Source organism: Bordetella genomosp. 10 (assembly GCF_002261225.1).
Classification (GTDB): Bacteria; Pseudomonadota; Gammaproteobacteria; order Burkholderiales; family Burkholderiaceae_B; genus Bordetella_C.
In genome coordinates this window covers 2,022,184-2,034,095 of sequence record NZ_NEVM01000001.1, presented here as the reverse complement: position 1 = coordinate 2,034,095, position 11,912 = coordinate 2,022,184, and the positions used below count along the sequence as shown (strand labels likewise).

Sequence of the window (11,912 nt, the reverse complement as noted above, 5' to 3'; positions counted from 1 at the left end):
CATTGAAGAAAATGGCGCGGCGTCCGTCCGGGACGCCGCGCCATGCTGCTTTTTGCCTTCGCCCGCGCTCAGTGAAAAGCCGCCCAGGCCAGCGTCGCGGAGAATGCCCCCAGCACGATGGAAGCGCCGCGCTGCACGTGCGCGGGATTGAGCCAGCGCAGGCGGCCGCTGCCCAGTTGCGCGCCAAAGGCGATCCACGCCAGGCCGATGGGCAGCAACAGGATGGCGAAGATGGCCATCGCCTCCAGATACGCCGGAACCGTGGCGAACGCCACGGCCGGGAAGAGCGTGCCGGCGAACAGCGCCGCCTTGGGATTCAGCAAGGTGGCGACGAACAGGGTGCGCAGGCCGATTTCGCGCCGTTCCGCCGTGGGCAGCGCCACCGCGCTGCGCCACATATTCACCGCCAGCCACGCGACGTAGACGCCGCAGAACATGCGCGTCGCCATGGGCAGCCAGGGAAACCGGCGCGCCGCCTGGTTCAGGAAGACGCCCCAGAGCGTGATCGCCACCATATAGCCAGCCAGTTCCGCCACGGTCAGGCGCACGGCCCGGCGCACGCCCTGGCGCAGGCCGGCCGCCGCCAGCAAGGTGTTGGTGGGGCCGGGCATGACCAGGACGACCGCGATGCCCAGGGAAAGCAGCAGCGCGTCGGAGAAGGAGAACATAACGCCGTCCGTCGTTGAAGGGATGGGTTGAAAGGATGGGTCGAAGGAATGGCGGGATTAGAACCGATTTCGCCGGCAAAGGGGGCCCCGCGCGTCCCCGGGACGGGCGGGCGCGCGGCTTGCAGGGGGGGCGGAGTTGAAAGCGTGCATGGCGCCCCCTCATCCTTTTGGCTGGCATCAGGTTCGGTGCATGCGATTTTTCCAGCTCGAAAATCCGCCGTGTGCCTGATAATCAACCTAGCCTGAAATACCTATCTCACGAAGCGAAGCAGGAGTCTTCCCATGTCCGACCCCCATGCTCCCTACCGCATCCTGCGCAATATCGATCGGCGCATCGCCGAAGACCTGTATCGCATCGAACGCCAGCACCATTACCTCGACGAACTGCGGCTGGGACAGCGCGACGCCCAGGAAGCGGCCGCCGCGCTGCTGATGCTGGAAGCGGAACTGCGATCCCTGCGCAGCGAGCGCGACGCGCTGATCCGCGCGCTGTCGCCGATGCCCGAATCCACGACGGTTTTCCACTAGGAAACACCCCGCCCCCAATTGCCTTCAGTTCTTAGACAGCCATTCAGGCAAATACTGCGCTTGTAGCGGCATCGGCCTCCAGGTCCACAAGACCCGAGGTCCGCCATGACAAGACAAAGACCTGGAGGCGACTCGTGAGCTGGACCAGAGATCAGAAGCACGTCACCATCGCGGCCTATCTGGGCTGGACGCTCGACGCATTCGACTTCTTCCTGACCGTCTTTATCCTCAAGGATATCGCCGCCGAGTTCCATACCGAGGTGTCGGACGTCTCGTTCGCCATCATGTTGACGTTGATCATGCGTCCGCTGGGCGCGCTGGTCTTCGGCCGCATCGCGGACCGGTTCGGCCGCAAGCCGACCTTGATGTTCAACATCATCCTGTATTCGCTGCTCGAATTCCTGTCCGGGTTCTCGCCCAACCTCGTCGTTTTCCTCGTTCTGCGCGCCTTGTACGGCATCGCCATGGGCGGCGAATGGGGCGTGGGCGCCGCCTTGACCATGGAAACCATTCCCGCGAAATCGCGCGGCGTGGTCTCCGGCCTGCTGCAGGCCGGCTACCCCAGCGGCTACCTGCTCGCCGCCATCGTCTTCGGCCTGCTCTATGAGCATATCGGCTGGCGCGGCATGTTCTTCGTCGGCGTGATCCCCGCCCTGCTGGTGCTGTACGTGCGCAGCAGCGTGCCCGAATCCCCCGCCTGGAGCGCGCTGGACAAGACCGTCAAGCGCGCCAACCTGTGGGGCACCATCGGCAGCCACCTGAAGCTGTCGATCTACGCCATCGTCCTGATGACGTGCTTCAACTTCTTTTCCCACGGCAGCCAGGACTTGTACCCGACCTTCCTGCGCGAGCAGTTGAAGTTCGATCCGCACACGGTTTCGGTGATCACGATCGTGCTGAACATCGGCGCCATTCTCGGCGGCCTGCTGTTTGGCATGATCTCCGAGAAAATCGGCCGCCGCTACGCCATCTGCATCGCCGCGCTGATCGCCTTGCCGGTGCTTTGGCTGTGGGCGTTCTCGACGACGCCCGTCATGCTGGCGCTGGGCGCCTTCCTGATGCAGATCTCGGTGCAAGGCGCCTGGGGCGTCATCCCGGTGCATCTGAACGAAATCTCCCCGGACGCCATCCGCGCGACCTTCCCGGGCCTGGTCTACCAGCTCGGCAACCTGTTCGCGGCCGTCAACGGCCCGATGCAAAGCAAGATCGCCGAGGCCCACGGCAACGACTACGCGACCGTCATGGCGACGGTGATCGGCATCGTCGCCATCGTGATCGCGGTCCTCATTTTCTTCAGCCCCGAGCGCCGCGGCGTCGACCTGACGCAATCGAGCGGCGATCGAAGCTGACGCCGGAGCTCAGTCCGGCGTCAGGTGGACTTCAGGCGGGCCACCCGTAATCGTGGTCCAGCCCGTCGAACCGGTCGAGATCGACGATTTTCGCGAACTCGGCGTAATTGACCATGGCGCCGGCCCGACTCGCGGGCGTGCCCTCGGCCTTCAAGGCGGCCAGGGTGTCGGACACCGCCCGCACCGCCGTGAACAAGGCCGACAAGGCATAGAAGGCGACGGAAAAACCCATCTGCTCCAGGTCCGCCGCCTTCAATGCGACGGTTTCGTTGCCGTCGACGATGCTGACGACCTTGGGCCCGTCGACCGCCCGCGCCACCGCCTCGACCTCGGCGATGCGCTTGATGCCGTCGACGAAAACCAGGTCGACGCCCGCATCGCGATAACGCTTGCAGCGCTCGATGGCGGCGTCGACCCCCATGACCGGCAAGGCGTCGGTGCGCGCGATCAGCAGCATATCGGCGTCGCCGCGCACCTTGACGGCGGCCGCCAGGCGCCGCGCGTTCTCTTCCGCGTCGATGACCCGGACCCCGGAGCGCTGGCCGCAGCGCTTGGGCATCTGCTGGTCCTCCAGGTGGATGGCGGCCACGCCCGAGCCGATGTATTCCTCCACCGTCCGCGCCACGTTGGCCAACCCGCCATAGCCCGTATCCGCGTCGGCGATGACCGGAATCGTGGTGGCGCGCACCATGTTGCGGGCATGGTCGGTCATCTCGGTCTGGCTCATCAGCCCGATGTCCGGCATGCCCAGCCGGGCGGCCGTGGCGCCGAAACCGGTCATGTAGACCGCCGGGAAACCCGCGCGTTCGACCAGTCTCGCCACCAGCGGGTCCGGCGCCCCGGGCGCCTGCAACAGCTTTCCGGTCGCCAGCGCGGCGCGCAGTGCTTTTGCTGCATGGCTCATGATCAGCGTCCTCCCGAGACGTCGACGATGACGCCGGTCACGTAGGTGGCCGCGTCCGACAACAGCCAGACCGCGCAATCCGCCACCTCCTTCGCCGTGCCCAGCCGCTTCATCGGAATGAGGTTGGACATTGCCTGGATGTTGGCGGGATCCTTGAATACGTCTTTCTGGATCTCGGTATCGATCACGCCGGGCGCCATGGCATTCACCCTGACCTCGGGCGCCAGCTCCTTGGCCAGCGCGATGGTGAAGGACCGGAGCGCTCCCTTGGTCGTCGCGTAGGCGATATTGCCGACCATGCCGCCCGTGCGCGCGGCGATCGAGGACAGGTTGACGATGGCCCGCCCCGGCTTGTCCGTCTGCGCCTGGATGAAGGCGTGCGCGACGATGAAGGCGCTTTTCAGGTTGACCGCCAGCACGCGGTCCAGCTCGGCCTCGTTGAAATCGGTGACCGACATGTGCTGCCCGATGATGCCCGCATTGTTGAGCAGCAGGTCGAGGCCGCCGAACCGCGCCCGCGCCGCCTGCGTGGCCGCGTCCACCGCCTTGCTGTCGGAGACGTCGACCACCGCCGTTTCGACCCGGTCGGGCGCCATCGCCCGCAGCTCGTCCAGCCGCTGCGCGTTCAGGTCCCAGACAACCAGATTCGCGCCTTTTTCCAGCAACTGCTCGCACACGGCCCGCCCGATTCCCGAAGCGCCCCCCGTCACCAGCGCCGTGCGCCCCACAAAAAAACCACCGTCGGCCATGCCGTCTATCTCCCTTTGCCATGCCCGCCGCGGTCAATCCACCCGGCGGGATTCGGGATGCAAGTTTAAAATGCCGGCCACGGCTGTCAAATACGGTCCGGATCTGGAAGCCGCCGGCTCCAATCGATAAGAGGTTCCCAGAGGAGGGAAATCATGCAGCAGACCCCCACCGGTCCCGCGCTGGACGCGCAGGACGAAAGCTTGCGCGCGCGCGTCATCGGCAAGCTGAACAAGCGGATCATCACGTTCGCCTTCATTTGCTTCATCATCAATTACCTGGACAGGGTGAACGTCGGCATCGCCGCGCTGCACATGAACGCCGACCTGGGCCTGACGTCCTATATGTTCGGCCTGGGTTCGGGGATCTTCTTCATCGGCTACCTCGCGTTCGAAGTGCCCTCCAACATGATGCTGCACCGTTTCGGTCCGCGCATCTGGATCGCGCGGATCATGATCACGTGGGGCATCGTTTCGGCCGCCATGGCCTTCACGCAGGGACCGACCTCCTTCTATATCCTGCGCTTCCTCCTGGGCCTGGCCGAAGCGGGCTTCGCGCCGGGAATACTGCTCTACCTGACCTACTGGTTCCCCGCGCGCGAGCGCGGCCGGGCCGCGGCGCTTTTCATGACGGCGACGGTGGTGTCCATCATCATCGGCTCGCCGTTGTCGAGCTGGCTGCTGGACGCGGCCAACGGCTTCCTCGGCCTGAAAGGCTGGCAGGCCATGTTCGTCCTCGAAGGCCTGCCCGCCGTCATCCTGGGCGTCATCACGCTGCGCTATCTGGTCAACCGCCCCGAAGAAGACACCAAATGGCTCACCCCCGAAGAACGCACCTGGCTGATCGCCAAGCTTGACCAGGAACGGCAAGCGGGCGCGGCCTCGTCCCGGCACGACCTGGCCGCCATGTTCCGCGACCCGCGCGTCTGGCTGCTGACCATCGTCTACATGTTCAACGGCATCGCGGTCTACGGCGTCATCATGTGGCTGCCGCAAATCGTCAAGCAGCTCGGCAACCTGACCACGGTGCAGACCGGCTTCATCTCCGCCATTCCCTTCATTTTCGCGGGCATCGGCCTGATCGTCGTGGCGCGCCACTCCGACCGCACCGGCGAGCGGAAATTCCACACCGCCATGGGCGGACTGGTGGGCGGCATCTTCCTCGCGCTGTCGACCTATGCCAGCACCCCGCTCATGGGGCTCGTGCTGCTGTGCATCTGCGCCTTCTTCCTGTGGTCCTACATGGGCGTGTTCTGGACCCTGCCACCGCAGTTTCTGCAGGGTTCGGCGGCGGCGGGCGGCATCGCGGCCATCAACGGCTTCGCCCAGCTCGGCGGCTTCACCGGCCCCTACCTGGTCGGCTTCGTGAAGGACCAGACCAACGATTTCCACATGGCCCTGCTGACGCTCGCCATCTTCCCCGTGGTGGGATCGCTGCTGTGCATGACGCTGCGCACGAAGCGCACGGACGCCGCGCAGACGGCCGAAAACGCCGCGCCCGCGCAAGGCGCGAGTGCATGAGGCGATAACCCGCATCGGCGCTGAACGCCGCCCGCGTTCGGCGCGGCGAGACGCGCAACCCGGCGCATGGCCGGACCGGCGTCATTGGCAAGAAACGCCGCGGGCACGGGCCCGCGGCGGAACGGCCCCCCGGAACCGCCGGACCGATCAGGCCGGCGCCGCGGGCGGGGCGGGCGGCGCCGGGGTCACGGCCACGCGCGAGGCGGCCGGCGCGGCCAGCAGGAAGCGGTAGATCACGCCGCCCAGCACGCCTCCGGCCAGCGGCGCGGCCCAGAACAGCCACAACTGCTGCAAGGCCCACGTTCCCTGGAACAGCGCCACGCCCGTGCTGCGCGCGGGATTCACGGACGTATTGGTCACCGGAATGCTGATCAGGTGGATGAGGGTCAACGCCAGGCCGATGGCCAGCGGCGCGAAGCCCTTGGGCGCGCGCTCATCCGTCGCGCCGTTGATGATCAACAGGAACATGGCGGTCAACACGACTTCCGCGACCAGGGCCGCGGCCATCCCGTAGCCGCCCGGCGAATGCTCGCCGTAGCCATTGCTGGCGAAACCGCCCGCGGTGGCGTCGAAACCGGCCTTGCCGCTGGCGATGAAGAACAGGACGGCCCCCGCGGCTACCGCGCCGATGACCTGCGCCACCATGTAGGGAATGACGTCCGCTGCCGGGATGCGCCCGCCGGCGAACAGCCCCAGCGTCACCGCCGGATTGAAGTGGCCGCCGGAAATATGGCCGACCGCGTAGGCCATGGTCACCACCGTCAGCCCGAAGGCCAGCGCCACCCCGGCGAACCCGATGCCCAATTGCGGGAAGGCAGCCGCCAGCACCGCCGATCCGCAACCCCCGAACACCAACCAGAAAGTCCCGAAAAACTCCGCGAAAAGTCGCTTGGCCATGAAGGTCTCCGTCAGGAAAGAGTGACGCCCGCAATCCTAGAACCGCGCCGCCTGCTCTACAAGGGAACAAACCGTGACAAAAAGAGTCTTTCCCGGGTTTCCCTGGGGAAGGGGCGGCGGCCTACGCCATCAGGACATCGCCAAATGCGATAATCCCCGCTTGCCTCGGAGAGAATCTTGACCCGCATCGATGACCCCAGCCGCGACCGCGAAGTCGGCAACGCGGACTCCACCCACGACACCACCCGCATCGACGACGTGCGCATCGGCGCCGTGCGTCCGCTCATCTCGCCCGCCCTGCTGCTGGACGAGCTGCCCATCGCGCCGGCGACCCAGGACCTGGTCGAACGCAGCCGGAACGAGATCGCCGACGTGCTGCACGGCCGCGACGACCGCCTGGTGGTGGTGGTCGGCCCCTGTTCCATCCACGATCACGACCAGGCGATGGAATACGCCCGCCTGCTCAAGACGGCGGCCGCCGACCTCGACAAGGAATTGCTGGTCGTCATGCGGGTGTATTTCGAGAAGCCGCGCACCACCGTGGGCTGGAAGGGCTACATCAACGACCCGCGCCTGGACGGCAGCTACCGCATCAACGAAGGCCTGCGCCGCGCCCGCGAGCTGCTGCTGGAAATCGGCGAACTGGGCCTGCCCGTGGGCACCGAATTCCTCGACCTGCTGAGCCCGCAATTCATCGCCGACCTGGTCTCCTGGGGCGCCATCGGCGCGCGAACCACCGAAAGCCAGAGCCACCGGCAGTTGTCCTCGGGCCTGAGCTGCCCGCTGGGCTTCAAGAACGGCACCGACGGCAGCGTGCAGGTGGCCTCCGACGCCATCGTCGCGGCGCGCGCCAAGCATGCGTTCATGGGCATGACCAAGATGGGCATGGCGGCCATTTTCGAAACCCGCGGCAACGACGACACGCACGTCATCCTGCGCGGCGGCAAGAAGGGCCCCAACCACGACGCCGCCGGCGTCGAGGAAGCCTGCCAGAGCCTGCGCAAGGCGGGCTTGCGCGAACAGGTGATGATCGATTGCTCGCACGCCAACTCCAACAAGTCGCATGCGCGCCAGGTCGAGGTGGCGGCGGACATCGCGGCCCAGTTGGCCGGCGGCGAACGGCGCATCTGCGGCGTCATGATCGAAAGCCATCTCGAAGAGGGCCGCCAGGATCTCACGCCCGGCGTGCCGCTCAAGCACGGCGTCTCCATCACCGACGCCTGCCTGGGCTGGACGCAGACCGGCCCCGTGCTGGCCCAATTGGCGCAGGCGGTGCGCCAACGCCGCGAACGGCTTGCCCGCGGCTGAACGCAGGCGGTTGAACGCTGAAGCGCCGCGCAAGCCGCGGCGGCAATGAAGGGCTCCTGGTATCAGGGGCCCTTTTTCGTTTCGAACGCGCGCCCTGGAGAGGGCTTCCCAAAGGCCCTTCCAAACTTCATCAAATCATATATATGATTTGGTTGACTCAAATGAAGTTTGAAAATAAGATGTCCTCGCACATCGACGAACGGCTTGCCGGCGCCCGCCGCGCGGCCGCCCCTATCAGGAGGAAGACATGATTCACGCCGTACTGCACGACGCCAAGGACACCGTGGCGGTCGCGGTGGTGGAAGGCATCACCGCCGGCACGGAACTCAACGCCTGGATCATGGATGAAGACAAGATCATCCATGTCACGGCCAAGCAGGACATCCCCATCGGCCACAAGGTGGCCCTGAAGGACATGAATACGGGCGACACCATCTACAAATACGGCGTCGACATCGGCAAGGTCGTCGCGCCCATCCAGGTGGGCCAGCACGCGCACGTCCACAACATCAAGACCAAGCGCTGGTAAGCCTTTCCATCCCATTCCCTGCTGCGAGGATTCCCCATGGCTGTCGTTTCCGCCTCCACTACTTTCCGCGGCTACCGCCGCGACAACGGCCGCGTCGGCGTGCGCAATCACGTGATCGTGCTGCCGGTCGACGATATTTCCAATGCCGCCGCCGAAGCGGTCGCCAACAACATCAAGGGCACCCTGGCCCTGCCCCATCCCTATGGACGCCTGCAGTTCGGCGAGGACCTGGAACTGCATTTCCGCACGCTGATCGGCACCGGCTGCAATCCCAACGTCGCCGCCGTGATCGTCATCGGCATCGAGGAAGGCTGGACCAAGCGCGTGGTCGACGGCATCGCCAGCACCGGCAAGCCGGTGGCCGGCTTCAGCATCGAACTGCACGGCGACCATGACACCATCATGCGCGCCTCCAAGCAGGCCAAGGAGTTCGTGCACTACGCCACGTCGCTGTACCGCACCGAATGTCCCATCGAGGACCTGTGGGTCTCGACCAAATGCGGCGAGTCGGACACGACCTCGGGCTGTGGCGCCAATCCCACCGTGGGCAACGCCTTCGACAAGCTCTATGCCCTGGGCACCACGCTGGTCTTCGGCGAGACATCGGAATTGACCGGCGGCGAGCACATCGTGGCCCAGCGCTGCGCCAACGACAAGGTGCGCGACGAGTTCATGGCCATGTTCAACCGCTACCAGGACATGATCGACCGCTGGAAGACCAGCGACCTGTCCGAGTCGCAGCCCACCAAGGGCAACATCGCCGGCGGCCTCACCACCATCGAGGAAAAGGCGCTGGGCAACATCCAGAAGATAGGCAAGAAATGCCGGGTCGACGGCGTGCTCGACAAGGCGGAGATCCCCACCGGCCCGGGCCTGTGGTTCATGGACTCGTCATCGGCGGCCGCGGAAATGGTGACGCTGTGCGCGGCGTCCGGCTACGCGGTGCATTTCTTCCCGACCGGCCAGGGCAACGTCATCGGCAATCCCATCCTGCCGGTGATCAAGATCTGCGCCAATCCGCGCACCGTGCGCACCATGTCGGAACACGTCGACGTCGACACCTGCGGCCTGCTGCAGCGCGAAATCGACCTCGACCAGGCCGGCGACAAGCTGCTCGAATGCATGCTGGCCACCGCCAACGGCCGCTGGACCTCGGCCGAGGCGCTGGGTCACCGCGAGTTCGTGCTGACCCGCCTGTACGAAAGCGCGTAAGCGCACGCAGCAAGGGGGACAAACCGGGGCGCAGGCCATGCAGGCGCGCCGGTCCGTCCAGGCGCACCGGCCCGCAGACGGCCGGGCGCCCTTTCGCCCGTCGCCCGGCGGGCCTACCGGAGGAGACCGACCATGCAGAAGAAGAACGATGTCACCCCTGGCGCCGCCCATCCGGCGCGACGCGATGAACCCGCATCGGCGCAACGCCGCTCGACCCTGGGCCTGCTGGGCGCCGGGGCCCTGGCGACGCTGACGCCCTGGCTGCCGGCGCGCGCCGCCGGCGGATCGATGGACAAATGGCCCGACAAGCCCATCAACTACGTCGTGCCCTTTCCGCCCGGCGGCTTGACGGACGTCGCGGCGCGCCAGGCCGCCAAGGCGCTGGGCACGGCGGAGAACTGGAACGTGGTGGTGGAGAACAAGCCGGGCGGCAGCGCCAATATCGGCGCCGCCTATGTCGCGCGCGCCCAGCCCGACGGCTATACGTGGCTGGCGATGACGCTGTCGCACGCCGCCAACGCCACGCTGTTCAAGGGCAAGGCCGGCTACGACCTGTTGAAGGACCTGGTGCCGGTGGCCTGTATGGCTTCCTCCTCCATGATGGTGGTGGTCAATCCCAAGAGCTCCATCAAGACCATGGACGATCTGCTGCAGGCCGCCAAGACGCGGTCCCTGTCCGCGGCATCCAGCGGCAACGGCACGCCGCCGCACCTGACGCTGGCGCTGTACCAGCGCCTGACCGGCACCAAGCTGCTGCACGTCCCCTACAAGGGCGGCGCGCCGTCGCTGACGGACCTCATCGGCGGCCAGGTGGACGTGATCTTCTCCAACTATCCCGAATCGCTGGCCTACGTGAAAAGCGGCACCTTGCGCGCGCTGGCCGTCAGCAGCAAGACGCGCAGCCCGGAACTGCCCAACGTGCCGACCGTGGAGGAAGCGGGCCTGCCCGGCCTGGTGGTCGCCAACTTCACCGGCGTGATGGCGCCGGCCGGCACGCCCCAGCCCCTGGTGGACCGCATCGGCAAGGCCATCGTCAAGCAGATCAGGCAGCCGGAAATGACCAAGAGCCTGGTGACCCTGGGCTTCGGCGCGCAGCCGATGGAGGCCGCGGAATTCGGGCCCTACCTGAAGGGCGAGGTCGAACGCTGGGCCAGGATCATCCACGACGCGAACATCCAGGTCGGCTGAGCCGCCTGCCTGTCCCACCCGAACCGGGGCAGTCGCGGGACTGCCCCTCCCTTTCTCCAGGCTCCCTCTCATGCATATCGTCATCTCCGAATTCATGGACGAACCCGCCGTCGACGCGCTGCGGCGCGACTTCGACGTGCGCTACGAACCCGATCTGGTGGACCGCCGCGACGAGTTGTTGCGCGCGGTGGCGGCCGCCGACGCGCTGATCGTGCGCAACCGCACCCGCGTGGACGCGGATCTCCTCGCCGCCGCGCCCGGGCTGAAGGCCGTGGGCCGCCTGGGCGTCGGCCTGGACAACATCGACGTGCCGGCCTGCGAAGCACGCGGCATCGCCGTCTTGCCGGCCACGGGCGCGAATGCCCGCGCGGTCGCCGAATACGTCATCGCCGCCGTCCTGATGCTGCTGCGCGGCGCCTATGGCTCGACCGCGCGAGTCGCCGCGGGAGACTGGCCGCGCAACGCCCTGTCCAACGGCCGCGAAGTCAACCAGCGCGTGCTGGGCATCGTCGGCTACGGCGGCATCGGCCGCCTGGTGGCGCGCCTCGCGCGCGGCCTGGACATGCGGGTCATCGCCGCCGATCCCATGCTGGGGGCGGACGACCCCGCCTGGCGCGAGGGCCTGGCGCAACGCGCCGAACTGGACGACCTGCTGCGCACGGCGGACGCCGTCACGCTGCACATCCCGCTCACGGAACGGACCCGCGGCCTGCTGGACGCCGCGCGCCTGGCGCAAATGAAAGACGGCGCCGTCCTGGTCAATACCGCGCGCGGCGGCATCGTCGACGAGGCCGCCCTGGCCGACGCCTTGCGCGGGGGCAAGCTGGGCGGCGCCGCCATCGACGTCTTCGACAACGAACCCCTGCCCGGCGGCGGCCCCCTGGCCGACGCGCCCAACCTGATCCTGACGCCGCATATCGCCGGGCTGACCGAGGAAGCGAATACGCGCGTTTCGGACATGACGGCGCAGCGCGTCGCGCAAGTCCTTCGTGCCCCGTAAGCCAGGCCGGCGCCTGCCGCCCCGCCGCATTGGCGTACGATGCAACGGAATCGCCCGCGGAC

The 11,912-nt window shown here is 66.9% G+C and carries 12 protein-coding genes; 8 read left to right on the top strand and 4 right to left on the bottom strand.

All coding sequences use genetic code 11. From position 1 onward, the window contains the following. Positions 1-68: 68 nt before the first annotated feature. A complete protein-coding gene (locus CAL29_RS08860; protein ID WP_094852505.1) occupies positions 69-668 on the bottom strand; it encodes a LysE family translocator in 600 nt (199 codons plus the stop codon). A gap of 282 nt (positions 669-950) precedes the next feature. Between CAL29_RS08860 and CAL29_RS08855 the strand changes: the two genes are divergently transcribed. Both CAL29_RS08855 and CAL29_RS08850 read left to right on the top strand, forming a co-directional pair. Beyond that, the gene (locus CAL29_RS08855; RefSeq protein WP_094852504.1) at positions 951-1,196 is read left to right on the top strand and encodes a hypothetical protein; all 246 of its coding nucleotides are present in this window, start codon (positions 951-953) and stop codon (positions 1,194-1,196) included. Between the two features lie 134 nt (positions 1,197-1,330). Then, the gene (locus CAL29_RS08850) at positions 1,331-2,545 is read left to right on the top strand and encodes an MFS transporter (RefSeq protein WP_094852503.1); all 1,215 of its coding nucleotides are present in this window, start codon (positions 1,331-1,333) and stop codon (positions 2,543-2,545) included. A gap of 31 nt (positions 2,546-2,576) precedes the next feature. On the opposite strand, the gene CAL29_RS08845 is transcribed toward CAL29_RS08850, so the two are convergent. Beyond that, positions 2,577-3,449 carry an isocitrate lyase/PEP mutase family protein gene (locus tag CAL29_RS08845; RefSeq protein ID WP_094852502.1) on the bottom strand — a complete coding sequence of 291 codons (873 nt, stop codon included), beginning with the start codon at positions 3,447-3,449 and terminating at the stop codon, positions 2,577-2,579. A gap of 2 nt (positions 3,450-3,451) precedes the next feature. Continuing rightward, a complete protein-coding gene (locus tag CAL29_RS08840; protein WP_094852501.1) occupies positions 3,452-4,198 on the bottom strand; it encodes an SDR family NAD(P)-dependent oxidoreductase in 747 nt (248 codons plus the stop codon). A 153-nt stretch (positions 4,199-4,351) separates the two neighbouring features. Between CAL29_RS08840 and CAL29_RS08835 the strand changes: the two genes are divergently transcribed. Further along, the gene (locus tag CAL29_RS08835; protein ID WP_094852500.1) at positions 4,352-5,716 is read left to right on the top strand and encodes an MFS transporter; all 1,365 of its coding nucleotides are present in this window, start codon (positions 4,352-4,354) and stop codon (positions 5,714-5,716) included. Positions 5,717-5,863: 147 nt separating this feature from the next. Here CAL29_RS08835 and aqpZ read toward each other — a convergent pair whose 3' ends face one another. Continuing rightward, complete coding sequence (gene aqpZ / locus CAL29_RS08830; RefSeq protein WP_094852499.1) at positions 5,864-6,613, bottom strand: aquaporin Z; 750 nt, start codon at positions 6,611-6,613, stop codon at positions 5,864-5,866. 177 nt (positions 6,614-6,790) lie between these two features. On the opposite strand from aqpZ, the gene CAL29_RS08825 reads away from it, so the two are divergent. From CAL29_RS08825 to CAL29_RS08805, 5 genes are all read left to right on the top strand, one after another. After that, positions 6,791-7,921 carry a 3-deoxy-7-phosphoheptulonate synthase gene (locus tag CAL29_RS08825; protein ID WP_094852498.1) on the top strand — a complete coding sequence of 377 codons (1,131 nt, stop codon included), beginning with the start codon at positions 6,791-6,793 and terminating at the stop codon, positions 7,919-7,921. 247 nt (positions 7,922-8,168) lie between these two features. Next, positions 8,169-8,450 carry a UxaA family hydrolase gene (locus tag CAL29_RS08820; protein ID WP_094852497.1) on the top strand — a complete coding sequence of 94 codons (282 nt, stop codon included), beginning with the start codon at positions 8,169-8,171 and terminating at the stop codon, positions 8,448-8,450. Between the two features lie 36 nt (positions 8,451-8,486). Further along, positions 8,487-9,662 (top strand): UxaA family hydrolase, encoded by a 1,176-nt coding sequence (locus CAL29_RS08815; protein ID WP_094852496.1) that lies wholly within the window; start codon positions 8,487-8,489, stop codon positions 9,660-9,662. Between the two features lie 132 nt (positions 9,663-9,794). Beyond that, a complete protein-coding gene (locus CAL29_RS08810; RefSeq protein WP_094852495.1) occupies positions 9,795-10,850 on the top strand; it encodes a Bug family tripartite tricarboxylate transporter substrate binding protein in 1,056 nt (351 codons plus the stop codon). 70 nt (positions 10,851-10,920) lie between these two features. After that, entirely contained in the window at positions 10,921-11,850 is a 930-nt protein-coding gene (locus tag CAL29_RS08805; RefSeq protein ID WP_094852494.1) for a hydroxyacid dehydrogenase, read from the top strand. The last annotated feature ends 62 nt before the right edge of the window (positions 11,851-11,912 follow it).

What these genes read in the sequence shown, in the direction of transcription:
- CAL29_RS08845 (WP_094852502.1), bottom strand. Translation starts at nt 3,449, where the DNA reads ATGAGCCATGCAGCAAAAGCACTGCGCGCCGCGCTGGCGACCGGAAAG.
- aqpZ (WP_094852499.1), bottom strand. Translation starts at nt 6,613, where the DNA reads ATGGCCAAGCGACTTTTCGCGGAGTTTTTCGGGACTTTCTGGTTGGTG.
- CAL29_RS08810 (WP_094852495.1), top strand. Translation starts at nt 9,795, where the DNA reads ATGCAGAAGAAGAACGATGTCACCCCTGGCGCCGCCCATCCGGCGCGA.
- CAL29_RS08805 (WP_094852494.1), top strand. Translation starts at nt 10,921, where the DNA reads ATGCATATCGTCATCTCCGAATTCATGGACGAACCCGCCGTCGACGCG.
- CAL29_RS08835 (WP_094852500.1), top strand. Translation starts at nt 4,352, where the DNA reads ATGCAGCAGACCCCCACCGGTCCCGCGCTGGACGCGCAGGACGAAAGC.
- CAL29_RS08820 (WP_094852497.1), top strand. Translation starts at nt 8,169, where the DNA reads ATGATTCACGCCGTACTGCACGACGCCAAGGACACCGTGGCGGTCGCG.
- CAL29_RS08860 (WP_094852505.1), bottom strand. Translation starts at nt 668, where the DNA reads ATGTTCTCCTTCTCCGACGCGCTGCTGCTTTCCCTGGGCATCGCGGTC.
- CAL29_RS08855 (WP_094852504.1), top strand. Translation starts at nt 951, where the DNA reads ATGTCCGACCCCCATGCTCCCTACCGCATCCTGCGCAATATCGATCGG.
- CAL29_RS08815 (WP_094852496.1), top strand. Translation starts at nt 8,487, where the DNA reads ATGGCTGTCGTTTCCGCCTCCACTACTTTCCGCGGCTACCGCCGCGAC.
- CAL29_RS08840 (WP_094852501.1), bottom strand. Translation starts at nt 4,198, where the DNA reads ATGGCCGACGGTGGTTTTTTTGTGGGGCGCACGGCGCTGGTGACGGGG.